This is a genomic window from Amycolatopsis sp. NPDC049688, assembly GCF_040674975.1.
Taxonomy (GTDB): domain Bacteria; phylum Actinomycetota; class Actinomycetes; order Mycobacteriales; family Pseudonocardiaceae; genus Amycolatopsis.
Window position 1 is genome coordinate 796,648 of sequence record NZ_JBFANY010000003.1, and the last position, 24,347, is coordinate 820,994.

A 24,347-nucleotide genomic window follows, 5' to 3' on the forward strand; every position below is an offset into this window, starting at 1 on the left:
GTTGCCGACTCAAGCTAGGGCCGTTCCCGCAGCCCGTCAAGGGCCGTTTGCCGTAGTAGCACTCGGGTCACCTTGGGTACCCGGCCCGGGCGGAGGTACTGTGCCACCATGCCCCCGCGGAAACTTTCGGAAACTCCCGGCGCGCCCGCCAAGCCGGCCACGATCAGCGAGGTCGCGCTGCTGGCCGGCGTCTCCGTCGGCACGGCGTCCAAGGCGCTCAACGGCCGCGGGTCGCTCCGCGCGGAAACCCGGCAGCGGGTGCTGTCGGCGGCCGAGCAGCTGGGGTTCCAGCCCAACCGGGCGGCCGTGAGCCTCAACTCCGGGCGCACCTACACCGTCGGCATGATCACCACCGACACGATCGGCCGGTTCAGCATCCCGCTGATGATGGGCGCCGAGGACGCCCTCGGCGCCGGCGAGATGTCGGTGTTCCTCTGCGACGCCCGCGACGACCCGATCCGCGAGCAGTACTACCTGCGGACGCTGCTGTCCCGCCGGGTCGACGGCATCATCGTCACCGGCCGCCGGACCCAGGCCCGGCCACCGATCGGCGCGGACCTGCCGATCCCGGTCGTCTACGCGTTCATCAGCTCGACCGACCCGCACGACTGTTCCGTCGTCCCGGACGAGGCGGGTGGCGCGCGCAAGGCCGTCGAGCACCTCCTGGCCACCGGACGGCGGCGCATCGCCCACCTCACCGGCCCCGAGCGGCACCACTCGGCGACCGTGCGCGCGTCCGCCGCCGTCGAACGGCTCGCCGAGGCGGGGCTGGACCCGGCCGCAGCACCGATGTTCGGCGAGTGGAGCGAGGCGTGGGGCCGGCAGGCGGTGCGGATGCTGCTCGGCACCGGCACCCCGTTCGACGCCGTGTTCTGCGGCAGCGACCAGATCGCCCGCGGCGCCGCCGACGCGCTGCAGGCGGCCGGCCGCCGCGTGCCCGGCGACGTCGCCCTGGTCGGCTTCGACAACTGGGACGTCATGGCGCTGGGCTGCCAGCCGCCGCTGACCAGCGTCGACATGGAGCTGGAGGCGCTCGGCCGGACCGCCGCCGGCATGCTGCTGGCGGCGATCAACGGCGAGCCCTCCCCCGGCCGGCACACCCGGCCGTGCCGGCTGGTGATCCGGGACTCGACGGCCTAGCGCCGGGTCCACTGCTGGTTGGCGCCGCCGCTGCAGGCCCAGAGGATGAGCTTCGTGCCGTTCGCGGTGGCCGCGCCGCTGGCGTCCAAGCACAGCCCGGACACCGCGTTCGTGATGGTCCCGTTCGCGGTGAACGTCCACTGCTGGTTGCGCTGGCCGTTGCAGTCCCAGACGACCACCGCGGTGCCGTTGGCCGTCCCGCTGTCGTAGGCGTCGAGGCACTTGGTGCCGTTGACGACGAGCTGGCCGCGGGCCGGCACCCAGGTCTGGTTCGGGCCCGCGGCACAGTCCCACAGCTGGGCCTGGATGCCGTTGGCGATGCCGTTGTCGTTCACGTCGGCACAGCGGCCCGACTGCGTGCCGACCACCTCGACACCGGCGGTGCCCGGGAGCGGCAGCACGGCGACGTCGGTGATCTGCGGTGCGGTGCCCGAGAACGTCAGGGAGTTCGTCCCCTTGCCCAGTGAGACCACCGCCGAGACGGTGCCGGCCGCTCCCCCGGTCGCCGGGAAGGCGACGACGGTCGGCTGCTGGCCGTTCACCGCGAGGGCCGGGGTCTGCGTGGTGGCCGCGTTGTAGGTGAAGGTCGCGACAGCCAGGCCGGTGGCGCCCGCGGTGATCGTCGTGCCGTGCGTGGCCGCGGCGTCCGTGCCCTGGACGGTCAGCAGCACGGAGTCACCTGCTGGGACATCGACGCTGTAGCCGGTGGCGAAGCTGCCTTTGTCGGCGGCGGCCCAGACGTTGCGCACCTTGGCCGGGGCGGTGGTCAGGCCGAGGTCGGCCCACCGCACGGACATCGTCGCGGTCGAGGACGTCCGGTTGAGCAGCACCACCGCCCGCTGCCCGGATCCACTGAGGACTTTCGAGTAGACCTGGAGTCCGGCGGCGTCCTCGGCCACCTTGACGCCCTGCAGGCCACGGGGGTCCTGGTCGACGGCGATGACCTCCCGGTTCGCCAGGATCGCTTTCGTCGCCGCGCTCATCGTCGCCAGGTTGTTGCCCGCCAGCAAGGGCGCACCCGAGACCGACCACAGGCTCATCTCCGTGCGCGCCTGCGCGTCGGTGAGGCCCGGCATGCCGACGGTCAGCATGTCCGGGTCGTTGACGTACCCGGTGTGCTGCGAAACCGGGTGCTGCGCCTGGTCGAAGTTGGTCAGCACCTGGCCGAGGTTGGCGGTCTGGCCGTAGAAGATGATGTCGTTGCTGGTGCGCCACATCGCGCCGGTGCCGGCGCCCCAGTTCCACGGGTTCTTCTTGCCCCAGTTGCAGATCGACAGCGTCAGCGCCCGCCCGGTCTGCGCGGTCGCGGCGCGGTTGGCGTCGCTGATCGCGCGGTAGGTGCTCTGCGGGTCGAGGCCCTCCGCGTCACCGCCGCACCAGTCGACCTTGACGAAGTCGAAGCCCCAGCGCTGGAACTGCAGCATGTCCTGCAGGTAGTGGCCTTCGCTGCCGCTCCCGGGCGCGGCCGGCCGCCCGGTCGGGAAGTAGTAGCCGCAGCCGTCGCGGCCGGCGTCGGTGTAGATCCCGGCCTGCAACCCCTTGCTGTGCAGGTAATCGGCGATCGCCGCCATGCCGCCGGGCCACTCGGCGGTGTCCACGGTGATGTTCCCGGCGCTGTCGCGGGTGCCCTGCCACCAGCCTTCGTCGATGTTGACGTAGCGGTAGCCGGCGTCCTTCAGCCCGGCGGAGACGAGCGCGTCGGCTTGGGCCTTGATCGTGGCGTAGTCGATCTTGGCGGCGAAGGTGTTCCACGACGCCCAGCCCATGGCCGGGGGCGGGACGGCCACTTCGGCGGCGGCCGCGGCCACCCCCGCTCCCGGGACGACGCCGGCGAGCAACAGGAGCGCGGACAGTGCGTGGCGCAGCTTCATGGCATCGCTCCGACTTCGTCGTCGTGGATTGTTAGCGCTAACAATGTCGCCTGGATTGTTGACGTCCGATCGGGCCGCGTCAAGGGGCGGACGGCGGGACTTGCCGAACTAGCTTGCTAGCATGCTAGCCTCGATGCGTGGGCGATGACGACGTCAAGCAGTTCAACGTGTACCTGCCGATCGGCCTGATCCGGCAGGTCAAGCACCGGGCCGTCGAGACCGGGCGGTCGCTCTCGGCGCTCGTCGCCGACGCGCTGCGCGCCTACCTCGAAACCGAACCCGAAGAGGAGCACTGACATGACGACCGACGGCGTCGAGGCGATCTACCTGGAGACGCACAACTGGGGCAAGGCGGCGAAGTTCTTCCAGGCGCTGGGCTACGAAATCGACTTCGCGACCGACCACAACTCCGGGCAGCTGCGCAACGGCGACAGCCCCTGGCTGTTCATCGCCGAAGTCCCCGAGAGCCAGGAGCCGCGGACGCAGGTCGTGTTCAAGGTCCCGGACTCGGACACCTTCCGCGCCGACGACATCGTCGAGGTCGTCACGCCGTTCGAGGAAACCCATTACGGCACCAGGGAAATGACCGTCCGCGACCCCGACGGGCGGAAGTGGACGCTGTCGGCGCCCGGGAAGGCCTGAGGTGGCCGCGCCGGACAGCACGGCGGTGCGGACCGCCCTGTGGCGAGCACTGCACGTCGAGGTCGATCCGCCGCCGCACGTGTTCGCGGACGAACTCGGGCTGCGGCTGGCCGATCCGGGAGCGGACTGGCGGAACCGCGACGACATGGACCCGGCGGCCGCCGGGCGCTACCGGGCCGGCATGGTGGCGCGAGCCCGGTTCGTCGAAGACCTGGTCGCCGAGCAGGCCGCCCGGGGTGTCGGCCAGTACGTGATCCTCGGGGCCGGGCTCGACACTTTCGCGCAGCGCCGTCCGGACCTCGCGGCCCGGCTGCGTGTGTTCGAAGTGGACCAGCCGGGGCCGCAGGAGTGGAAACGCGCGCGCCTGGACGAACTCGGCCTCGGCGTCCCGGACTGGCTGCACCTGGTGCCGGTCGACTTCGAGACGACGTCGTGGTGGGAGCGGCTCGCGGACGCGGGTTTCGCGCCGGACGAGCCGGCGGTGGTCGCTTCCACCGGCGTCAGCATGTACCTCACGAAGGAGGCGAACGCGGCCACGCTGCGCCGGATCGCCGCCTTCGCCCCGGGGTCCACTTTGGCCATGACGTTCCTGCTGCCGCCCGAGCTGCTCGACGAGGGCGACCGTGCGCGGCTGCGCGCCACAGCGGACCGGGCCCGGGCGGCGGGCACGCCGTTCGTCAGCACCTTCGCGCCCGCGGAACTGCTGGCGATGGCCCGGGACGCCGGCTTCCGCGACCCTGTCCACGTGCCGGCCGCCGAGCTGGACGAACGCTACTTCTCGGACCGGGCCGACGGGCTCCGCGTGGCGCCCGGTGAGGAGTTCCTCGTCGCTACGGCCGGGGAAGGTGGGCCAGGTAGGCCCGCAGCATCGTCTTGACCGGTTCCAGGAGCTCGGGGGCACCGTCGCCGCGGAACACCTCCTGGATCACCGCGTCCGCGGCGAGGAACGCCGTCCGGCACGCCACCGCGGCCTCGTAGTCGTCGCGCAGGAGGTGCTGCGCGACGAGGACGCGGTGCACCCCGGTCGCCATCACGCGCTTGTGCGCGCGGTCGGCTTCCCGGGTGCCGTCGGTGAGGCCGCGGCCGGACCACAGCGCGCGGAACCCGGGTTCCGCGCGGTACAGGCCCGCGAAGGCGTCGACGAGGAGGCCGACGGGGTCGGCCCAGGGCTCCCCCGCCGCCTGCTCGGCGAACGAGTCCATCAGGTTTTCGAGACGGCCGAGGTAGAGCTCGGCGAGGGCCTCGGTGATGGCGTCGCGGTCCGGCAGGTACTGGTACAGCGCCCCCACCGAGACACCGGCCTCGGCGGCGACCCGGGTCGTCGTCAGTGCTTCGACACCGCCCTCGGCGAGCAGGCGGTCGGCGGCCGCGAGCACCCTGGCCAGCTTCTCGCGCGAACGCGCCTGGCGCGGTACGCGGCGCAGCCGGCCCTCGGTCATCCGTTCCCCAAACCTGAACGTGACTTTGTTTCGGGTTTATTCTAGCCTCGGCGCATGGCAACCGCGAGTTCAGCGCTCGACGAGGCACGGCGGTCGGTGGCAAGGGCCTGTCACGGCCTCGCGGGCGAAGGCCTGCTCATCGGGAGCGCGGGGAACGTGAGCGTCCGGGTGGGCGAGCACGTGGCGGTGACCGCGACCGGGGTGGTGCTGGGCCGGGCCACGGCCGACGACGTGGTCGTCGTCGACTCCGGCGGCACCGTCGTCGCCGGTGATCGCGCCCCGACCTCGGAACTGGAACTGCACCTGGGGGTCTACCGGCGCTACGGCGCGGGCGCGGTGGTGCACACCCACGCGCCGCAGGCGACCGCGGTGTCCCTGGTGCTGGACGAACTGCCGTGCGTGCACTACCAGCAGCTCGCCCTGGGCGGCGCGATCCGGGTCGCGCCGTTCGCGGTCTTCGGGTCCACGGAGCTGGCCGCCGAGACTCTCACGGCGCTGGAGGGCAAGTCCGCCGCGCTGCTGGCCAACCACGGCGCGGTCACCCACGGCCCGACGCTCGAAGCGGCGGTCGACAACGCCCTGCTGCTGGAATGGGCGTGCGGGCTGTACGTCCGGGCCGCGACGCTGGGCGCGCCGCGGGCGCTGGACCCCGAGCAGCAGGAAGCCGTCGTCGCCGCGGCCGTGCGCCGGGGGTACGGCCGATGACGCAGACGGTGGTCACCCTGGGAGCGCACGTGTTCGACGTGCAGGTCCGGCCGGTCGACGCGATCCCGGCGGGCCAGGGCGCGGCTTTGGTGGAGCAGATCAGCTTCGGGCCGGCGGGCACCGCGGCCGGCACCGCGGTCACGCTGGCCAAGCTGGGCGCGGCGGTCCGCACGGCGGGTGCCGTCGGCGCCGATCCGGTCGGCGACCTGCTGCTGGCGATGCTCGCCCGCCACGGCGTCGACACGGGTCTGGTGCTGCGCCGCGAGGGCGTCCAGACGTCGGCGTCGGTGCTGCCGATCCGCTCCGACGGCAGCCGGCCCGCCTTCCACGTGCCGGGCGCGAACCTGACCTACGAGCCGTCGGACGCTCCGCACGCGGAGATCGCTCGCGCGACCCACCTGCACCTGGGCGGCCCGGAGCTGATGGGCGGCGAGAAGGCGGCGGAAATCCTCAGGCCGGCGCGCGCGGCCGGCGTGGTCACCTCCGCCGACCTGCTCGCCCCCGGCGACCCCGGGGTGCTCGCCTGGCTGGCGCCCGCGCTGTCCTCTTTGGACTACCTGCTGCCCAACGAGGAGCAGGTGCTCGGCCTGACCGGCGCCGCCACACTCGAAGAGGGCGCCCGGGCGCTGCTCGCCCGCGGTGTCGGCTGCGTCGCGGTCACGCGGGAAGCGCGCGGCGCCCTGGTGGTGACGGCGGAGGAGACGATCGCCGTGCCGGCGTTCGCGGTCCCGGTGGTCGACACGACCGGCTGCGGCGACGCGTTTTCGGCGGGTTTCCTCCGCGGCCGCGGGCTGGGCCGGTCCCTCCGGGACGCCGCCGTGCTCGGCTGCGCGGCGGCGGGCCTGGTGGCGCAGGGCCTCGGCAGCGACCACGGCGAATTCGACCTGGCGGCCGCGGACGCGTTCGCCGCGGCCACGCCGGTGCTCGCCTGAAAAACCCGGTCGCGCCGCTCCCCCGCGGCGGATTACCCTGGGGCCGCGGGAAATCGCATGGAGTGGATCAGCGGCGGATCGCCCGGCTCGGGACCGGGAGGGCGCGGGTTCGAGTCCCGCCTCCATGTCCCCCGCAGCTTGGAGTAGTTCAGCAGGCAGAACACCCGGCTGTCTCCGGGAAGGCGCAGGTTCGAACCCTGCCTCCAAGTCTCGTTCTTCACCAGGGGGAGTTCCACATGACGCAGGAGGTGTCGCCCGGCTACGCCTACGGGCAGCTCGAACGGGCGCTGCGCACGGCCACGTCCACAAAGGACGCAGCGGTCCGCCGCCGCGCCCGCGCGAAAGCCGGGCGGTGGCAGGAGATTCTCGACGGCATGGCCGGCGGGACGCTGGAGATCGGTTCGCGGACGCCGGTCGCGGACACCCCGGCGTGGGTGACCCTGGAGGTCGCGCACGGCGGGTTCGCCACCGGCCGGTACCTCGCCGAGGTGCCGCCGCGCCCGGAGGAGCTCGCGCTCGCGCCGGGCCGCGCCGACCGTGAGTCGCTGAACTCCTGGTACCTCACCGACGCCGGGCTCGCCGCCCTGCGGGCCGCGCTGGCCACCGAGTCCTACCGCGTCGAGTTCCCGGAAGACGCCGCGCTGCCGGTCGTCGCCTGGCTGCTCGGCCACGGGCACGCCGAAGCCGCACTCGACCTGCTGGCCGAGCTGCGGCCGCTGCTGCACCGCCTGCGCCTGGCCCCGCTGCCCGGCGCGGTGCCGCGGCCGGCCGGGGCGCTGGTGCGGCTGAGCACGGTCGGCGAGGTCCGCGAAACCCTGCGGTCGGCGGCCACCAAGCCCGCGATCGCGGCGATGCTGGAGACGCTGCGGGTGTGGCACCCGCTGTTCGACCGGCTGGTCGCCCTCTGGGCGGAAACGGTCGACGGCGAGCTGCCGCGCCTGGCCGGCCCGGCCGTCACCGGCGGCTGGCCGTGCCGGACGTGGCCGGACGGGTGGGCGGCCCGGCGGGCGCAGTGGCTCGCGGACTACGCGACGGCGAGCGCGCGGCACACCGCGTCGGCCGCCCACACGCACCCGAAGGGCAACTTCGCCCGGCTGCACCACGCCCTGCTGGCCTGCGAGCACGACAGCGCCGCCCTCACCGGCCGCGACGTCGGCTGGATCCGCCGGGCCCTGGCCAACACGGTGACCAAGCACGGCGAGCCGGGTTCGGAGCGGCGGGCCGCGTTGCGCAGTGTGCAGGCGGCGGTGGCCGCACGCCCGACGCACGCGGAGCTCGCGGCGGTCCTGGCCGGGCGGCTCGACGCCTACCCGGGCGACGGCGGCCTGCCTTCGCCCGACCCGCTCGGCGGAGACTTTCCCCCGCGCCTGGTCGCGAAGGCGGCCCGGGCGCTGGAGGCCCCGATCGAGGAGCTGGTCGAGCGCGGCATCATCACGTCCGGCGACGTCCTGGCGACGGTGCTGCCGCAGATCACCGCGCAGCTGATGGCGGCGAACATCGAGGACGAGCAGCTGGCGGCGTTGTACGCGCAGACGTACGCGGCGTTCCGCCGTCGCCGCGGGCTGCTGCTGCTCGACCTGGCGCACCAGGTCCGGTTCGAGGAGCTGCCGTGGATCGCCGCGCTCGAGCCGTTCCGGGCCCGGCGTCCCGGCACCGCCGCGCAGCAGACGTTGACGCAGACGGTCCTGCTGGCGCTCGGCTCGTTCCCGCAGGCGATCCTGCCGAACACGCTGCTGCGCGAACTCGGCGCGCTGGCGAAGCAGGCGGACCGCCCGATGCCGTTGCTGGAGGAGCTGGCGGCGGACATCTTCATGGGGACGTTCACCGCGAAGTGGCGCACGGCGGCGGAGATCACCAGCCGGGTCATGGCGGACACGCTGTACGCGCGGTACTACGACCTGCCCGCTGCGTGGGAACCCCGCCGCCGCCGGGGCTTCCGGCGCACGGCCGACGACTTCGCGGAGGTGTGCAAGGCGCGGGCGGGCCGCCGCGGATGGTCGGTGGCGGGCAATGGCATGGTGATCGAGCAGAGCCAGATCCTGACGACGCACAACCTGGCGGTTTTGGTGGAAACGCTGGGACTGCAGGCGCGGCTTCGGTCGGCGGCGCCGGAGCTGGCGGAGCGGACGTTCGCCTGGGTGGTCCGGCGCCTGGCGGTGCGGGCCGGCGACGCGTACACGGAGTGGCAGCTGCTCAAGAACATCGCCTACGCCTGGCGGCAGGGGATTTTCTACTTGAGCTTCTGCACCGGAGACCAGCAGCGGGCGGCGGTGGACCGGTTGCGCGAGCTGGTGGATCCGGAGAGCCGGTTCGCCCCCGCGGTGGCAGGGCTGGCCCACGTGGTGGCGGGCGGCCGGTTCACGGAGCAGGGTTTCGCCCCGGACGGCCCGGGCCGGCGCCTGCTCGGCTGGACGACGGGCCGGCACTGGTGCCGCTCGGCGGAGTAGGCGAAGGCCCGGCACTTCCGGAAGAAGGGCCGGGCCTGGCTCAGGCTCGGCCGCGCAATCTCAGGGGGAAGGCCCGGCACCCGCGCTCCCCCGGCGATTGGTTTTTCGGCGGCTACGCCGCCGAAAAATCAACCGCGCGGCCGGAAAGCATTGTCGCGCAAAGGTTCCGTGAGCGGCTCAGGGGCGCCCCGCACAACCTCCGGCATTGCACTGGGCTCGGCTCACGCACGGCCACGCCGCCCTCCCGGCCGCCACCCAGCCTCGCCGCACTCCCGCGCCCACCTCAGGCTCGGCTGCGCAGTCGCGCCCCACTCCCCTGCGCCGCACTCCCCGCGCCCACCTCAGGCTCGGCCGCGCAGCCACGCCCCCACTCCCCTGCGCCGCACCGGCAACCGCCCCGCCACCGCGTCCTCCAGCAACGCCCCCACCGTCTCGCGCGCGCATGCCTTGTTCGCGCCGATGCCGCCCGATGGCCCGCGCTTGATCCACCCCGCCACATACACCCCCGGCCGCCCCGCGACGCGGCCCGCCTCGTTCGGCACCGTTCCCGTCCCCTCGTCGAACGGCAACCCCGGCACCGCCGCCCCGCGGAACCCGGCCGCCCGGACCACCCGGCCCGCCGGGATCTCCATCCCGTCCGAGGTCAGCACCGCGCGGACCTCCGTGTCTCCGCGGAACTCCGCCGGGGCCGAATGGAAGCGCAGCACGATCCGGCGGCCGTCCGGGGGCGGCTCCGACCAGTCCACCTCCTCGCGCGGCACCCCCTGCAGCCACGCCGCCTTGCCCGCCCCTTCCTCGATCGCCGAGGCGATGCGCGGGTCGTGCGTGTCCACCACCAGCGAGCCGCGCGCCGCCAGGGCCAAGAGCTCCGGGCGCGTGTACGCCGCCGTCTCCGGGCCGCGGCGGGCCAGGACCACCACCTCGCGCACCTTGGCCGATCGCAGCCGTGCCAGCGCTTCCGGGGCGATCGACGTGGCCGCCAGCTCCTCCGGGTCCGCCGTCAGGATGCGGGCGATGTCGAGCGCCACGTTGCCGGTGCCCACCACGACCACCCGCTCGGCCGAGAGGTCCACGGCGTCCGGCTCGACGTCCGGGTGGCCGTTGTACCAGCCGACCACCGTCGCGGCCGGCAGGCTGCCCGGGAGGTTCTCGCCCGGTACGCCCAAGGAACGCGCCTCCGTGGCCCCGACCGCGAAGATCACCGCGTCGTGCCGGTCGGCCAGCTCCGGGCCCGCCGAGACGCCGAGGCGCAGGCGCAGCCGCGGGTGGTCGTGGAACCGGGCGAACGTCTCGCCGATCTTCTTCGTCGACGGGTGGTCCGGTGCGACGCCGTAGCGGATCAGGCCGCCGGCCAGGGGCAGGCGGTCGACCAGCGTCACCCGGGCGTTCGTGTGCAGCAGCAGGTCCTCCACCGCGTACATCCCGGCCGGCCCGGTGCCGACCACGGCGACGTCCAGGGGCGCGAAGTCGCTCGGCAGCACCCGCGCGAACGTCGGCGGCGCCCAGCGGTGGAAGTTCGGTGCCGCCGACACCTCCGCCAGCACGTCCCGGCCCGCGTAGTACTCCGCGTTGAGCTCTTCGTACACCCGCAGCGGCCCGGTCAGGTCGCCGGCCGGGAAAATCGCGTCGACCGGGCAGGCGTCGGCGCACGCGCCGCAGTCGATGCAGGTGGCCGGGTCGATATAGAGCATGTCCGTGCGCCCGAAGTCCGGCTCGTCCGGCGTCGGGTGGATGCAGTTGACCGGGCAGACCGACACACACGTCGCGTCGGCGCAGCAGGTCTGGGTGATCGCGAACGCCATGTCAGATCAGGTTCGCACGCTTGTAGAACCACAGCGACGGCTTGGTCAGCAGCCCGGCCGAGTGCAGGAACTCCATCAGCCCGGAACAGCTCGACCGCAGCATCGACTTGTGGTGCTCGTTGGCCTTCGCCTCGCGCCGCGCCCGCTTGCCGTCCAGGCCCGCGTTCTCGTAGACCTTCGCGTTCACCATGCTCGTCACGATGAAGTACGACGCGATGGCGACGACCAGGCCGTTGACCTGCCGCCGCAGCCACCCGGCGCCGCGCAGCCGTTCGCGGGTCTCCTCGCGGGCGAACTTCATGTGCCGCGACTCCTCCACGACGTGGATGTTGTTGATGGTCCGCACGAACGGGACCACCCGCTCGTCGCGCATCCAATCCCGCTGCATGACGTCGAGGACCTCTTCGGCGACGAGGATCGCCGCGTACGCGGCTTCGCCGGTCGCGGTCGCCTTGAAGACCCGGCCCAGCTCGACGACGAACCGGCGCGGCCGGTACGCGGGCGCGCGCAGCTTCGCCGCGCCGCGGGCGAACATGATCGAGTGGCGGCACTCGTCGGCGATCTCGGTCAGCGCCCACTGGAACGCCGGGTCGGTCGGGTCCTTGGCGTAGAAGTCGCGCAACACCATCTGCTGCAGGATCATTTCGAACCAGATGCCCGTGCTCGCGACCGACGCCGCCTCCTGGCGGGTCAGCTCGCGCTGCTGCCCGGGCGTCATGTCCGCCCAGTAGGAGGTGCCGTAGAGCGTGCTCCACTCCGGGCTCGCGCCGTGGTAGTCCGTGTCCAGCGGCGTCTCCCAGTCGACCTCCTTGACCGGGTCGTAGGACAGCTGCTCCGACGAGTCGAGCAGCCGCCGCGCCACGGTCTCCCGGTCCGACACGCCGGATTCACTGGTGCTCGTCATGACCGACCTCCTCGTCAGGTGTTACCGAAGTTCACTGTTACCAACCGTAACACATACTTCGGCGGCCGTCTGCGAGCAGTTCGGTGAACAACTGTACACTCAGCGGGTGAACTCCGGTGACTCGTCGGCGGGACCGTTCGGTTCCGGCCTGCTCGGCCCGCTCGACCAGGACGCCACCGTGCTGCGCCGGCGCGTCCAGCGCCTGCTCACCGCCGCTTTGATCGCCACCAACGTGATCGGCGCGCTGGTCGTGGTCGGGCTCGCGGCACTGCTCATGCCGACGCCCGGGATGTCCGGTGACCTCGTCCGCGTCACCGCGGTCGCAGTACCCGTGTACGTCGTTTCGGCGGTCATCGCGGGCACGCTGTGGGGCACCCGCGGCGCCCTCCGCACCCTGCGCTGGGCCGCCGAGGGCCGCCGCCCGACCGACGCCGAGCGCGCCGCGAGCCTGCGTGTCCCGCTGCGCCTGACCTACGTCCAGGCCGTGCTCTGGGGAATCGCGACGCTGCTCTTCGGCGGCCTCGCGGCGTTCGTGCAGCCGAAGGTGGTGCTCACCGAGTTCCTCGTCGTCGCCTTCGCCGCCGTCGTCGTCTGCGCGATCGCCTACCTCTTCGGCGAGTTCGCCCTGCGGCCGTACGCGGCGCTGGCCCTGGCCGGCACCACGCCGCCGCGGCCGGTGACCGGCGGCGTCAACCTGCGGATGCTGCTGTTCTGGTGCCTGGGCACCGGCGTGCCGGTGGCCGGGCTGGTCATCGCCGCGGTGCTGGCCTGGGTGCGCGGCGACGTCTCCACCACCAGGCTCGCCGGGTCGGTGATCGCGCTCGGGCTGGTCGTGCTGTGCTTCGGGCTGCTGGTCACCGTGTTCACCGCCCGCGCGGTGGTGAACCCGATCTCCTCGGTGCGGGACGCGCTGGACCGCGTCCGCGCCGGCGACTTCGCCGCCCGGATCCCGGTCTACGACGGTTCCGAACTCGGCCTGCTGCAGGCCGGGTTCAACGGGATGGCGGCCGGGCTGGCCGAACGGGAGCGGCTGCGCGACCTGTTCGGCAGGCACGTCGGCCACGACGTCGCGGTCGAGGCCATGCGGACGGCCACCGAGCTGGGCGGCACGGTCCGCACGGTGTCGGTGCTGTTCGTCGACCTCGTCGGGTCGACGGCGCTGGCCGCGAGCCGGCCGCCTCAGGAGGTTGTCGGCCTGCTCAACCGGTTCTTCGCGGTGGTGGTCGACGAGGTCGACCGGCACCACGGCCTGGTCAACAAGTTCGTCGGCGACGCCGCGCTGGCCGTCTTCGGCACACCGGCGCCGAACGGCGACCACGCGACCTGCGCGCTGGCCGCCGGCCGCGCGATCGCGGCCCGGCTGGCCGCCGAGGTGCCGGACGGCCCGGCCGGCATCGGCGTGGCCACCGGGGACGCGGTGGCGGGCAACGTCGGCGACCCCCGCCGCTTCGAGTACACGGTGATCGGCGACCCGGTCAACGAAGCCGCCCGGCTCACTGAGCTGGCGAAGAACGCTCCCGGGCGGATCCTCGCCTCGTGGACGGCCGTCGAGTCGGCCGCCGTGGAGGAAGCGGCCCGCTGGACGGCGACCGAGGACGTCACCCTGCGCGGGCGCAACCGCCCCACGACCCTCGCCTCGCCGCGGCTGAGCTGAGTCAGCGCCGCGGGTCGATGTGCACCTTGGGGCCCGCGCCGCCGATCCGCTCCCCGGCAAGCACCGCTCCGGCCTGGCCGAGGCCGACGGTCGCCGCCACGAGGGGCCGGGGGTCGACGGCTCCGCTCGCGTACGCGGCGATCGTGTCGGCCAGCCCGGGTGACGCGGACAGCACACCGACCGCCGTGACGTCCTTCAGCACCAAGGCGCGGGTGTCGAGCTCGCTGCGCCGGCCGGACAGTCCGATGTAGACAACCCGGCCCGCGGGTTCCACGAGGTCCACGGCGAGCGCGGGCGAGCCGGGCGCGCCGGTGGCGTCGACGACCGCGTCGAAAGGCAGGTCGGGGAGGGTGGCGCGGGTCCAGACGTGCGCGAACCCGAGGCTGCGGGCGAACACGCCGTCGTCGACCCCCATGACGTGCACCTCGGTGCCCGCCGCCCGCAGGAACAGGGCGGTGAGCAGCCCGATCGTGCCCGGTCCGAGGACCAGCGCCCGGTCCCCGGCGCCGGTGCCGGCCGCGCGGGCCGCACGCAGGGCGTTGCCACCCGGTTCGACCAGCGCACCGAGCACGGCGTCCACCGGATCGGGCAGGGCGTGCAGCGACCACGCGGGCACCGCGAGCCGCTCCGCCAGCGCGCCGGGACGGCCGCCGCGGATGCCGACCTCCTGCCGGTTCTCGCAGGTGTGCTGGTGGCCCTTGCGGCAGCGGCGGCACGTCCGGTCGCCGAGCATGGTGTCGCCCATGACCCGCCGCCCGAGCCAGGCGGGGTCGACGCCGTCGCCGACCTCCGAAACCGTGCCCGCCCACTCGTGGCCCAGCCGCATCGGGTACGCGGCGTGCCCCTGGTGCAGGTAGGCCATTTCGCCGGTGAAGAACTCGACGTCGGTGCCGCACACCCCGGCCCGCTCGACGTCGACGACGACCTCGCCCGCGGCGGCCCGCGGGACGGGCACCTCCTGCACCGAGCACTCCCGCGGGCCGGTGAGCACGAAGGCCCGCATCGTCGAAGACATGGCCGCATCTTCGCACGCGGCGATTACCGAACACTTGCTATTTTCTTGACAGCTGTCCATTATCTTCGCTGTGACCGCCGACTGGACGACCGAAGCACCCGCCAAGGACCGGCGGGTGCGGCGGTCCCGCGCGGCGCTGATGCGGGCCGCGGTCGAGCTCGTGTCCGAACGCGATTCGACGGCCGTCACCGTCTCCGAGATCGCCGAAGCCGCGGACGTCAGCCGCCAGGTGCTGTACCAGCAGTTCGGCGACCGCGACGCGCTGCTGCTGGAGGCCGCGCTCGACCTCGTCCGGCGCGAACTGCTCGGCGAGCTCGCCGACCTCGCGACCCCCGACGGCGAACACGCGTCGCTGCTCGCGTTGGGCCGGCACTTCGCGCAGTACCGCCGCTTCTACCGGGCGCTGCTGACGAGTGCGTCCGCGTTCGCCCTCAACAAGGCGCTGACCGGCCTGTTCCTCCCGGTCAACCGGCAGAACCTCGGCCGCGCCTTCGGCGGCCGCCTCGACGACGGCGAGCTCGAGGACCTGGCCACCTTCCTGACCGGCGGGGCCGGGGCGGTCGTCAACGCGTGGGTCGTCGACGGGCCGGACCCGCTCGACCCGGACGAGTTCGCCGGCCGGCTGCTGCGGATGCACTCGGTCGTCACCGCGATGATCACGAAGGAGGCCGGCCGGTGATCAGCCGTCTCGTGCAACACCTGCTGAAGCTGCCCGCGCCGGCCACCCGGCGGCTCGTCGTCCAGCGGGACCTGCGGGTCCCGATGCCCGACGGCGTCGAGCTGCTCGCCGACCGCTGGGCGCCGCGCGAGGGGCCGGACGGGCTCCCGACGGCGTTGGTGCGCACCCCGTACGGCCGCCGGGGCCCCTTCGGGGCGATCCTGGCGCGGCCGCTGGCCGAGCGCGGGTTCCAGGTGCTGGTCCAGAGCACCCGCGGCGGCTTCGGCTCCGGCGGCGTCTTCGACCCGCTGCGGCAGGAGCGCGAAGACGGCGTGGCGACGCTCGAGTGGCTGGTGCGGCAGCCGTGGGCCGGCGACGCGATCGTGCTCGTCGGCGCCAGCTACCTCGGCTACGTGCAGTGGGCGGTGGCCGACCGCCTGCCGCCGCAGGTCAAGGCGATGATCCCGCAGGTCACCGAATCCGGGCTGACGCTGGAGTTCCTGCGCGAGGACGGCCTTTCGCTGGAGACGCCGTTCGGGTGGGGCGTCCAGGTGGCGGTCCAGGAGCGCCGGTTCGCGTTGTTCCGGCAGCGCGGCCAGGCGAAGAAGCTGGCGCAGGCGTTCGCCACGCTGCCGCTGGCCCAAGCCGACGTCGTCGCGATCGGCCACCGTTCCGACTACATCCAGGACGTCCTCGCCCACCCGGAGCACCACCCGCGCTGGGCGGAGATCGGCCACCGGCACCGCGTCGCGGACGTCACCGTCGGAGTCAGCTCGGTCGCCGGCTGGTACGACATCTTCCTGCCCGGCCAGCTGCGCGACTTCCGCACGCTGCAGGAGGCGGGCCGCCGTCCGCGGCTGACGGTCGGGCCGTGGACCCACGCCGGCCGCTCCGACCTGCTCGGCAGCACGGGGCAAACGCTCCGGGAGACCTTGGAGTTCGGGCTTGCGCACGCGCGCGGCGAGGAACCGCCGGAGCGGGCGCCGGTCCGGCTGTTCGTCATGGGCGAGGAAGCCTGGCGCGACTTCGCCTCCTGGCCGCCGGAAGGCTATGCGCCGCAACGGTTCCACCTGCAGGCGGGCGGCGTGCTGGCCGTCGGCGCCCCCGGCGAGTCCGCCCCCGACGGCTACCGCTACGACCCGGCGGACCCGACCCCGGCGGCGGGCGGCGTCCGCATGGCCCCCGACGCGGGCCGCGTGGACAACGCAGCCCTCGAAGCCCGCGCGGACGTCCTCACCTACACGACGGCCGCGCTCGGCGAAGACGTCGAAGTCATCGGGGACGTGCACGCGGAGATCTGGTTCCGGTCGAGCCTGCGGTTCGCCGACGTCTTCGTCCGCCTCTGCGACGTCGGCCCGGACGGCCGTTCGGTCAACGTCTGCGACGGCCTCACCAGCCTCCGCGACCTCGACGACCTGACCGCGGTCACGGTCCGGCTGTGGCCGACGGCGCACCGGTTCCGCCGCGGGCACCGGATCCGGGTCCAGGTCTCCAGCGGCGCTTTCCCGCGCTACGCCCGCAATCCCGGCACGGGCGAGCCGCACGCCACCGCGGTGACCCTGCGCGCGGCGGACCAGGAGGTCCACCACGACCCCGCCCACCCGTCGGCGATCGTGCTGCCGGTGGCTACCGCTTCCGTCCACTGAGGACATCGAACGCCTGGCGGCGATGCTCGGCGAACAGCGCCGAAGCCGTCTCCCGGTCGCGGGCCCGCAGGGCCGCCGCGAGCCGGCGGTGCTCGGCGGGGATGCCCGCGAGGTAGCCGTCCGTGGCGACGCCGATCCGGGTCAGGAGGAACAGGTGCACCTGGGAGCGGATCGCCTGCCACGCCTCCCGCAGCCGGCGGTGGCCGGCGGCGGCGTAGACCGCGTCGTGGAAATCGAGGTCGCACCGGACCATTTCGTGTTCGTCGGCGGCCCGCTCCATGCGCCGCACCACGGCGTCGATCGCGTCCAGCGCCGAGCCGGGCGCGCGGTCGACGACCAGCCCGACGGCGAGCCCGTCGAGGGCCGCCCGCAGGCTGCCGAGCTCGTCGACGTCCACATCGGACAGTTCGGTCACCGTGGTCCCCCGGTGCCACTCGCTGCGGACGAGACCCTCGCGTTCGAGCCGGAGCAGCGCCTCCCGCACCGGGCCGCGGCTGACGCCGAGCGCCTCGGCCAGCTCCACCTCGCGCAGCGGGCTGCCGAGGGCGTAGCCGCCGTCGAAGATGGCGTCCCGGACCCGGTCGGCGACCTCGTCGGCCAGCCCGCGCCGGCGGGCGGGGACCACTCTGCTCATGTCGTAATGTTAACATTCAGACAAGATCTCCGGCGAAGGGAACCCGATGCCCGCCATCCCCCGCTTCCACCTGGCGATGCCGGTGGACGACCTGGCCGCCGCCCGCCGTTTCTACGGCGAGGTCCTCGGCCTCGCCCAGGGCCGCAGCGCCGAGACGTGGATCGACTGGAACCTGCACGGCCACCAGTTCGTGACGCACCTGTCCCCGGCAGCCCCGGAGCGCATCCACAACCCGGTCGACGGCCACGACGTCCCGGTGCCGCACTTCGGCCTGATCCTCCCGATCCCGGAGTTCCACACCCTCGCCGGCCGCCTGCGCGCGGCGGGCACGGAATTCGTGATCGAGCCGTACGTCCGTTTCGAGGGCCAGCCGGGCGAGCAGTGGACGATGTTCCTGCTCGACCCGGCCGGCAACGCCCTCGAATTCAAGGCTTTCGCGGACGACTCACAGGTCTTCGCGGTGTGACGACATCCCGCCCATCCCCTGCACACCACCGTGGAAGGCACCGCCTCGGAGGGACACTCGATCGGGTCGCTCGTCCGCCGGCGGCACCTATCGCGCGCCCAGTGGGTACTCGGCACTATGCAGAGCGCCGAACCCGGGAGAGTCCATGCAACCAGCCGACGACGAGCGGCCCGACGCCGTGTTGCTCGCCGCGCTCCGGGAGGGCGAGCTCGAGGCCGCCGGGAGTCTCTTCCGGCGGCATGCCGAGCCGCTGCGGCGGGCCGCCGGGGCTTGGGTGCGGCAGCCCGCCGAACGGGACGACCTGGTGGCCGAGACGTTCGCCCGGGTGCTCGCCGTGGTGCGGGCGGGCGGCGGGCCGCGCGGGGACCTGCGGCCGTACCTCGTCGTGACGATGCGCCACCTGGTGTCGCGGTGGAGCAGCCAGCGCAACCGCGTCGAGCTGCGGGCCACGGTGCCCGACGCCGGTCCCGGCGCCGGCGGGGCCGACGAGCTCGCCCTGCACCGGTCGAACGTGCGGCTGGTGTGGTCGGCCTACCGCACGCTGCCCGGCCGGTGGCGGACCGTCCTGTGGCAGACCGCGGCCGAAGGGGGCACCCCGACGGAGGTCGCGCCGCTGCTGGGCCTGTCGCCGAACAGCGTGGCGGCGCTGGCGATGCGGGCCCGCGAAGGGCTGCGGCAGGCCTACCTGCAGGTGCAGGTGCCCGAGGCGGAGGAGCCGGTCTGCCGCGAACCCCGCCGCCGGATGGGGGCCTGGGTCCGCGGGGCGCTGCCGCCGCGGCGGGCGAGCGTGATCGCCGACCACGTCGCCGGCTGCCGCGCCTGCCGGGCGGTCGCCCGGGGCCTGGACGAGGCGAACCGCGAGCTGCCCGGCTCGGCGGCGCGGCTCACCGGGTGAGCTCCGGTTCGCCGAAGAGCCGGGCCGTGCCGTGGGCGCGCTTGAAGTACAGGTGGGCGTCGTGTTCCCAGGTGATCGCGATGCCGCCGTGCAGCTGGATCATCTCCGCCGCCGCGTGCGCGAAGGCCTCGCCGCACACCACCTTCGCCGTCATGACGGCCTCGGGGTCACCGTCCACCAGGGCCGCGTACAGGGCCGACCGGGCCGCCTCGACGTGGACGTGCACGTCCGCCATCCGGTGCTTCAGCGCCTGGAACGACCCGATCGCGCGGCCGAACTGACGGCGTTGCTTCGTGTACTCGACCGTCAGCTCCAGCGCTCGCGCCGCCGCCCCGGTCTGCTCGGCCGCGACGGCGACCACCGCCGTGTCGCGCAAGTGCCGCAGCTGCCCGGTGAACCCGCCGGTGTCGAGCCGCCGGGCCGGGGCCGACGCGCACTCGACGACCGCGAGGCGGCGGGTCGGGTCCAGGGTCGTCGCGCGTTCCCGGCGGACGCCGTCGAGGGGGACTTCGAACAGGCCGGCGCCGTCGTCGGTGCGGGCCACGGCGAGCAGGACGTCGGCGGTGTCGCCGTCCAGGACGTAGTGCGCGCGGCCGTCGAGGCCCGCGGCCGACGCCGTGAGCGCCGGGGTCCACCGGCCGTCCGCACCGGACCACGCGAGGGCGGCCACGGTCGTGCCCGCGGCGATGCCCGGCAGCAGCCGTTCGCAGGCTTCGTCGTTGCCCGTGCGCAGGAGGGCCTCCCCGCACAGCACCGCCGAGCCCAGCATCGGCGCGGGGGTGAGCGTCCGGCCGAGCTCGGCCAGCACGACGCACGCCTCGGCGAGGCCGGCGCCCGCGCCGCCGTAGTGCTCCGGGACCGCCAGGGCGGCAACGCCGATCTGCTCGCAGAGCGTCGACCACAGCTTGTCGTCGTAGCCCAGCGGCGACGCCATCGCGGCCCGCACCGCTTCCGGGCCCGACCGGCGGGTGAGCAGCGCGCGCACCGCGTCCCGCAGCGCCCGGGCCTCCTCGGTGTCCAGGGGATCGGTCATCGCAGCACCCGCGCCCGGTGGAACGTCCCGGTCCCCCAGGCGCCGGCCAGGGCCCGCACCTTCGTCAGGCGGAGCCCGAGGTCGTGTTCGGCGGTGTAGCCGATGGCGCCGTGCACCTGCAGCGCGGTCCGCGCGGCCAGGTACGCGGCGTCGGCGGCCATGACCTTCGCCGCGGAGACGTCGCGGGTGAAGGTTCCGGTGGCCACCGCGGCGCCGTGCAGGAGCGGGCGGGCGAGTTCGAGCCGCGTGACGACATCGGCCAGGAGGTGTTTGACCGCCTGGTACTCGCCGATGGCCCGGCCGTACTGGCGGCGTTGCCGCGCGTACGCCACCGACGTGTCCAGCAGCCATTGCCCCGCCCCGAGCAGCTGGGCGGCCACGGCCAGCACCCCGCGGTCGAACGCCGGGCATTCGGCCGCCCGCGCGCCGGGGACCCGGAACAGCCGCCGCGCCGGATCGATCGAGCGCACCGGATCGGCTCCGGCTCCGGTGAGCTCGGCGCCGGTGAGGTCCAGCACCACGCCCGCGACGTCGGCGTCCAGCGCCAGCGGGACCTCCGGCGGGGCGGCGACGGTGGCCAGCAGGTCGCCTTCGGCGAGGGCGGTGAGCCGGTCGCCGGCCAGCAGCGCCGGGGCGACCGCCGCCGACTCGACGAGCGGGCCCGGCACGGCGTGGTAGCCGAGGGCCTCGAAGGCGACCACGAGGTCGACCGGTGAGGCGCCGAGGCCGCCGTGGGCTTCGTCGACCAGGAGCGCGAAGACCCCGACGTCGGCGAGCGCGCGCCAGAGCTTGAGGCCGCGGTCGTGCTCCCCCGCCGCCCAGGCCCGGGCGGTGGTGGCGGTGTCGGCCCCGCCCAGCAGTTCGTGCAGCGTCGCGGCGAACTGGCGGTGCTCCGGCGAGAGCTGGAATCTCATCGGCGGCCCTCCCTCGGGAGCTTCAGCAGCCGTTCGGCGATCGTGTTGCGCTGGATCTGGTCGGTGCCGCCGTAGATCGGGCCGGCGAGGGAGAACAGGTAACCGTCCACCCACGCCCGGTCGGTCTCCGCGGCCGGGCCCAGGACGTCGAGCGCGGTCTCGTGCAGTCCGACGTCCAGGTGCGACCAGAACAGCTTGTTGACGCTCGACTCCGGCCCCAGCTCGCCACCGTCCTGCAGGCGGCTCACGGTCCCGAACGTGTAGAGCTGGTAGGCCCGCGCGCCGATCCAGGCGTCGGCCACTCTGTCCCGTGTGGACGGTGACTCGCCGTGCTCCCGCCAGAGGGCGACCAGGCGGTCGGCCGCGGCGAGGAACCGGCCGGGGCTGCGCAGCGACAGGCCACGCTCGTTGTTGGCCGTCGTCATCGCGACCCGCCAGCCCTGGCCCACCTCGCCGATCACGTCCTCGTCCGGGACGAACACGTCGTCGAAGAAGATCTCCGCGAACCCCGGCTCGCCGTCCAGCTGCGGGATCGGGCGCACGGTGACGCCTTCGGCGCGCAGGTCGGCCATGAAGTACGTCAAGCCGTGGTGCCGCTGCGCGTCCGGGTCGGTGCGGAAGAGGCCGAACGCCCGGTCGGCGAAGGTGGCCCGGGAACTCCACGTCTTCTGCCCCGACAGCAGCCAGCCGCCGCCGGTGCGCACCGCCGTGCTGCGCAACGCGGCGATGTCGCTGCCCGCCTCCGGCTCCGACCACGCCTGGGCCCACACCTGCTCGCCGGTGGCCATCGCGGGCAGGATCCGGTCACGCTGCTCCGGCGTGCCGTGCGCGAACAACGTCGGTGCGAGCATGAAGATGCCGTTCTGCGACACCCGGCCCGGAGCCCCCGACGCGTAGTACTCCTCCTCGAACAGCAGCCACTGCAGCATGGAGGCGTCCCGGCCGTGGTATTCCCGCGGCCACGAGACGACCGACCAGCGCGCTTCGGCGAGTTCGGCCTCCCACTCGCGGTGGGCCGCGAAGCCGTCCGCGGTGTCCATCGACGGCAACGGCCGCACGTGCCGGGCCAGCCAGTCCCGTGCCTCGTCGCGGAAGGCGGCGGAGGCTTCGTCGATGTCGAGGTCCATCACGTCCCCTTGTTCGCGTCGCGCATGGACCGCGCCGACTGCCCGCCGAGGGAGTCTTCCGACGTCTCCGCGTTGTGGGCGTGGGCCAGGTGGTGGAGGCCGAACACCGAGTCCATGCCGGACCGCAGGCCCATCAGGTCCTCGGCCTGGTTGACCGCCTTCTTCGCCAGCGCCAGCCCGAACTGCGGCATCCCCGCGATCTTTTCCGCCAGCTCCAGGGTGTGCTGTTCCAGTTCCGCCCGCGGGACGATCCGGTTGATCATCCCCCATTCCCTGGCCTGCGCGGCGGTGAAGCGATCACCGGTGAACAGCACCTCCTTCGCCGCACGCGGGCCGAGCACCCACGGGTGCGCGAAGTACTCGACACCGGGGATCCCCATCCGCACCACGGGATCGGCGAAGAACGCGTCCTCGGAAGCGACGATGAGGTCGCACACCCAGGCCAGCATCAGCCCGCCCGCGATGCACGCGCCCTGGACACTGGCGATCATCGGCTTCGGGATTTCCCGCCAGCGGCGGCACATGCCCAGGTAGACCTCGGACTCGCGGGCGAACCGCTGGTCGCCGCCGTCCCGGTCGACGTGGTCCCACCACACCACGGCCCGCCGGTCGAACGACTGGTCCACGTCCCGCCCCGGCGTGCCGATGTCGTGCCCCGCGGAGAAGTGCTTCCCTTCGCCCGCCAGCACGATCACCTTCACCCCGGGGTCGTTCACCGCGTCGGTGAAGGCGTCGTCGAGGGCGTAGGTCATCGCCGAATTCTGGGCGTTGCGGTACTCCGGCCGGTTCATCGTCACCACCGCGACCGGCCCGCGCCGCTCGGAGCGGACCACCGGTTCACTCATGCCTTCTCCTCGCTCAGCAGCCGCTTCAGCACCTTGCCGGAAGCGTTGCGGGGCAGTTCGTCCAGGAACTCGACGAACCGCGGGGTCTTGTAGTTGGCGAGCCGTTCGCGGCAGAAGACGATGACCGCTTCTTCGGTCAGCCCGGTGCCGACGACGAACGCCTTGCCGACTTCGCCCATCCGCTCGTCCGGGACGCCGATCACCGCGGCGTCGCGCACGCCGGCCAGTTCGGTCAGGGCGTGCTCGACCTCGGCCGGGTAGACGTTGAAGCCGCCGGAGATGTACATGTCCTTGAGCCGGCCGGTGATCGTCAGGTTGCCGCCGTCGTCCAGCTCGCCGACGTCACCGGTGTGCAGCCAGCCCTCCTCGTCGACGGCCTGCGCGGTCGCCTCCGGGTCGTCGAGGTACCCGAGCATCACGTTCGGCCCGCGGACCACGATCTCGCCCGGCGAGCCCTGGATCGCCACCTCGAAGCCCGCGGTCGCCCGGCCGGACGTGCCGGCGATGAGGTCCGCGGGGTCGCCGGGCCGGCACATCGTCACCATCACGGCCTCGGTGAGCCCGTAGGCGGTGAGGACGGTTTCGAAGCCGAGTTCGGACCACATCCGGCGCACGAGCGAGGCCGGCACCGTGGCCGCGCCGGTGACCGCGAGCCGCAGCGACGACAGGTCGCCCTTGCGCGGCTCGTGCAGCAGGGACGTGAAGACCGCCGGCGCGCCCGGCAGCACGGAAATCCGTTCCCGTTCGATCACCCGCAGGGCCGCGCGCACGTCGAACACGGCCTGCGGCACGATCGTCGCGCCGCTCAGCAGGCAGACCAGGATCCCGGCCTTGTAGCCGAAGCTGTGGAAGAACGGGTTGATCACCAGGTACCGGTCCTCGGCGGTGACCTGGCCGCAGTCCGCCCACGCCGCGGCGACGTCGACGGCCTGGCGGTGGGCCGAAAGCACGCCCTTGGAGCGGCCGCTGGTGCCCGAGGTGAACAGGATGTCGCTGACGTCGTCCGGGCGGACGGCGTCGGCGCGCGCCTCGGCGTCGGCCACCGGCACCCGCTCGGCCAGGGCCAGGAACTCGTCCCAGCCCAGCGTGCCCTCGACCGGCCGGTGCGGCTGTTCGAGGGGCACCCGGACGACGGTGCCGAGGTCCGGCAGCGCCGCCCCGGTCGCCACGATCGCGGCGTGGCGGTCGGCGCCGAGGAAGTCGGCGGCCACGACGAGGGCCCGGGCCCGGCCGCGGACGAGCAGGTCCACGGTTTCGGTGGCGGTGAAGCGGGTGTTGACCGGGATCAGGGTCGCGCCCGCGTAGAGCGCGCCCAGCGCCGCGGTGACCCAGTGGTGGGTGTTGGGCAGCGCGACCGCGACCCGGTCCCCCGGCTCGACGCCGCACGCCGCGAAGGCCCGCGCGGCGGTTCGAACACGTTCCAGAAGCTGGTCGTAGCCGAGCCGCACGGGACCGTCGACCAGCGCCTCGGCGGACCCGAACTTCGCGGCGGCGTCTCGGACGACGGCCGGGATCGTGGTCTGTCCCACCACACCCTCCTCTGGACCGGCAAAGTAGAACGTGTTCTCATTACCCTAG

At 73.5% G+C, this 24,347-nt stretch carries 23 protein-coding genes and 2 tRNA genes; 14 read left to right on the top strand and 11 right to left on the bottom strand.

Features of this window, described 5'->3' with window-relative positions:
- Positions 1–108: 108 nt before the first annotated feature.
- Positions 109–1,140 carry a LacI family DNA-binding transcriptional regulator gene (locus AB0J55_RS14770; RefSeq protein WP_364247962.1) on the top strand — a complete coding sequence of 344 codons (1,032 nt, stop codon included), beginning with the start codon at positions 109–111 and terminating at the stop codon, positions 1,138–1,140.
- Here AB0J55_RS14770 and AB0J55_RS14775 read toward each other — a convergent pair.
- Positions 1,137–3,011, bottom strand: coding sequence for a ricin-type beta-trefoil lectin domain protein (locus tag AB0J55_RS14775; protein ID WP_364247964.1), 1,875 nt, complete (start codon positions 3,009–3,011; stop codon positions 1,137–1,139). The genes AB0J55_RS14770 and AB0J55_RS14775 overlap by 4 nt on opposite strands.
- 137 nt (positions 3,012–3,148) lie before the next feature.
- Between AB0J55_RS14775 and AB0J55_RS14780 the strand changes: the two genes are divergently transcribed.
- From AB0J55_RS14780 to AB0J55_RS14790, 3 genes are read left to right on the top strand one after another with little or no spacing between them, the layout of a single operon-like run.
- Positions 3,149–3,307, top strand: a complete 159-nt coding sequence (locus AB0J55_RS14780; protein WP_364247966.1) for an Arc family DNA-binding protein — start codon at positions 3,149–3,151, stop codon at positions 3,305–3,307.
- 1 nt (position 3,308) lies between these two features.
- Positions 3,309–3,653 carry a VOC family protein gene (locus tag AB0J55_RS14785; RefSeq protein ID WP_364247968.1) on the top strand — a complete coding sequence of 115 codons (345 nt, stop codon included), beginning with the start codon at positions 3,309–3,311 and terminating at the stop codon, positions 3,651–3,653.
- 1 nt (position 3,654) lies between these two features.
- Complete coding sequence (locus AB0J55_RS14790; RefSeq protein WP_364247970.1) at positions 3,655–4,530, top strand: class I SAM-dependent methyltransferase; 876 nt, start codon at positions 3,655–3,657, stop codon at positions 4,528–4,530.
- Here the strand turns inward: AB0J55_RS14790 and AB0J55_RS14795 are convergent.
- Positions 4,484–5,092 (bottom strand): TetR/AcrR family transcriptional regulator, encoded by a 609-nt coding sequence (locus tag AB0J55_RS14795; protein ID WP_364247972.1) that lies wholly within the window; start codon positions 5,090–5,092, stop codon positions 4,484–4,486. The genes AB0J55_RS14790 and AB0J55_RS14795 overlap by 47 nt on opposite strands.
- 54 nt (positions 5,093–5,146) lie before the next feature.
- On the opposite strand from AB0J55_RS14795, the gene AB0J55_RS14800 reads away from it, so the two are divergent.
- The 5 genes from AB0J55_RS14800 to AB0J55_RS14820 all read left to right on the top strand — a co-directional run bounded on the left by AB0J55_RS14800 (position 5,147) and on the right by AB0J55_RS14820 (position 9,176).
- Positions 5,147–5,797: a class II aldolase/adducin family protein gene (locus AB0J55_RS14800; RefSeq protein ID WP_364247974.1), complete on the top strand. Its 651-nt coding sequence runs from the start codon at positions 5,147–5,149 to the stop codon at positions 5,795–5,797.
- A complete protein-coding gene (locus tag AB0J55_RS14805) occupies positions 5,794–6,729 on the top strand; it encodes a sugar kinase (RefSeq protein ID WP_364247976.1) in 936 nt (311 codons plus the stop codon). The genes AB0J55_RS14800 and AB0J55_RS14805 overlap by 4 nt, the downstream gene beginning before the upstream one ends.
- Positions 6,730–6,785: 56 nt before the next feature.
- A tRNA-Pro gene (locus tag AB0J55_RS14810) sits at positions 6,786–6,857 on the top strand.
- 9 nt (positions 6,858–6,866) lie between these two features.
- Positions 6,867–6,938, top strand: a tRNA-OTHER gene (locus AB0J55_RS14815).
- Positions 6,939–6,965: 27 nt separating this feature from the next.
- A complete protein-coding gene (locus tag AB0J55_RS14820; protein WP_364247978.1) occupies positions 6,966–9,176 on the top strand; it encodes a hypothetical protein in 2,211 nt (736 codons plus the stop codon).
- 341 nt (positions 9,177–9,517) lie between these two features.
- Here AB0J55_RS14820 and AB0J55_RS14825 read toward each other — a convergent pair whose 3' ends face one another.
- Together AB0J55_RS14825 and AB0J55_RS14830 are read right to left on the bottom strand one after the other, a co-directional pair.
- The gene (locus tag AB0J55_RS14825) at positions 9,518–10,978 is read right to left on the bottom strand and encodes an FAD-dependent oxidoreductase (RefSeq protein ID WP_364247980.1); all 1,461 of its coding nucleotides are present in this window, start codon (positions 10,976–10,978) and stop codon (positions 9,518–9,520) included.
- A gap of 1 nt (position 10,979) precedes the next feature.
- Positions 10,980–11,882 carry a diiron oxygenase gene (locus AB0J55_RS14830; protein WP_364247982.1) on the bottom strand — a complete coding sequence of 301 codons (903 nt, stop codon included), beginning with the start codon at positions 11,880–11,882 and terminating at the stop codon, positions 10,980–10,982.
- Between the two features lie 106 nt (positions 11,883–11,988).
- Here AB0J55_RS14830 and AB0J55_RS14835 point away from each other — a divergent pair, with 106 nt between their 5' ends.
- The gene (locus tag AB0J55_RS14835; RefSeq protein ID WP_364247984.1) at positions 11,989–13,536 is read left to right on the top strand and encodes an adenylate/guanylate cyclase domain-containing protein; all 1,548 of its coding nucleotides are present in this window, start codon (positions 11,989–11,991) and stop codon (positions 13,534–13,536) included.
- Between the two features lies 1 nt (position 13,537).
- Here AB0J55_RS14835 and AB0J55_RS14840 read toward each other — a convergent pair whose 3' ends face one another.
- Complete coding sequence (locus AB0J55_RS14840; RefSeq protein ID WP_364247986.1) at positions 13,538–14,551, bottom strand: alcohol dehydrogenase catalytic domain-containing protein; 1,014 nt, start codon at positions 14,549–14,551, stop codon at positions 13,538–13,540.
- Positions 14,552–14,621: 70 nt separating this feature from the next.
- Here AB0J55_RS14840 and AB0J55_RS14845 point away from each other — a divergent pair, with 70 nt between their 5' ends.
- Positions 14,622–15,230: a TetR/AcrR family transcriptional regulator gene (locus AB0J55_RS14845; RefSeq protein ID WP_364247988.1), complete on the top strand. Its 609-nt coding sequence runs from the start codon at positions 14,622–14,624 to the stop codon at positions 15,228–15,230.
- Complete coding sequence (locus AB0J55_RS14850) at positions 15,227–16,855, top strand: CocE/NonD family hydrolase (protein WP_364247990.1); 1,629 nt, start codon at positions 15,227–15,229, stop codon at positions 16,853–16,855. Before AB0J55_RS14845 ends, AB0J55_RS14850 begins: the two co-directional genes overlap by 4 nt.
- Here AB0J55_RS14850 and AB0J55_RS14855 read toward each other — a convergent pair.
- Complete coding sequence (locus AB0J55_RS14855) at positions 16,836–17,489, bottom strand: GntR family transcriptional regulator (protein ID WP_364247992.1); 654 nt, start codon at positions 17,487–17,489, stop codon at positions 16,836–16,838. The genes AB0J55_RS14850 and AB0J55_RS14855 overlap by 20 nt on opposite strands.
- 46 nt (positions 17,490–17,535) lie before the next feature.
- Between AB0J55_RS14855 and AB0J55_RS14860 the strand changes: the two genes are divergently transcribed.
- Together AB0J55_RS14860 and AB0J55_RS14865 are read left to right on the top strand one after the other, a co-directional pair.
- Positions 17,536–17,955: a VOC family protein gene (locus tag AB0J55_RS14860; protein WP_364247994.1), complete on the top strand. Its 420-nt coding sequence runs from the start codon at positions 17,536–17,538 to the stop codon at positions 17,953–17,955.
- A gap of 145 nt (positions 17,956–18,100) precedes the next feature.
- Entirely contained in the window at positions 18,101–18,850 is a 750-nt protein-coding gene (locus tag AB0J55_RS14865; RefSeq protein WP_364247996.1) for a sigma-70 family RNA polymerase sigma factor, read from the top strand.
- Here the strand turns inward: AB0J55_RS14865 and AB0J55_RS14870 are convergent.
- Genes AB0J55_RS14870 through AB0J55_RS14890 form a run of 5 tightly spaced genes read right to left on the bottom strand, consistent with a single transcriptional unit; the run spans position 18,840 to position 24,298 of the window.
- Positions 18,840–19,883, bottom strand: a complete 1,044-nt coding sequence (locus AB0J55_RS14870) for an acyl-CoA dehydrogenase family protein (protein ID WP_364247998.1) — start codon at positions 19,881–19,883, stop codon at positions 18,840–18,842. The two genes, AB0J55_RS14865 and AB0J55_RS14870, sit on opposite strands and share 11 nt — an antisense overlap.
- Positions 19,880–20,797, bottom strand: coding sequence for an acyl-CoA dehydrogenase family protein (locus AB0J55_RS14875; RefSeq protein ID WP_364248000.1), 918 nt, complete (start codon positions 20,795–20,797; stop codon positions 19,880–19,882). The genes AB0J55_RS14870 and AB0J55_RS14875 overlap by 4 nt, the downstream gene beginning before the upstream one ends.
- Complete coding sequence (locus AB0J55_RS14880; RefSeq protein ID WP_364248002.1) at positions 20,794–21,924, bottom strand: acyl-CoA dehydrogenase family protein; 1,131 nt, start codon at positions 21,922–21,924, stop codon at positions 20,794–20,796. The genes AB0J55_RS14875 and AB0J55_RS14880 overlap by 4 nt, the downstream gene beginning before the upstream one ends.
- On the bottom strand, positions 21,924–22,769 hold the full coding sequence (locus tag AB0J55_RS14885; RefSeq protein ID WP_364248004.1) for an enoyl-CoA hydratase: 846 nt from the start codon (positions 22,767–22,769) through the stop codon (positions 21,924–21,926). The genes AB0J55_RS14880 and AB0J55_RS14885 overlap by 1 nt, the downstream gene beginning before the upstream one ends.
- Complete coding sequence (locus AB0J55_RS14890) at positions 22,766–24,298, bottom strand: FadD3 family acyl-CoA ligase (protein WP_364248006.1); 1,533 nt, start codon at positions 24,296–24,298, stop codon at positions 22,766–22,768. Before AB0J55_RS14890 ends, AB0J55_RS14885 begins: the two co-directional genes overlap by 4 nt.
- Positions 24,299–24,347: the final 49 nt, after the last annotated feature.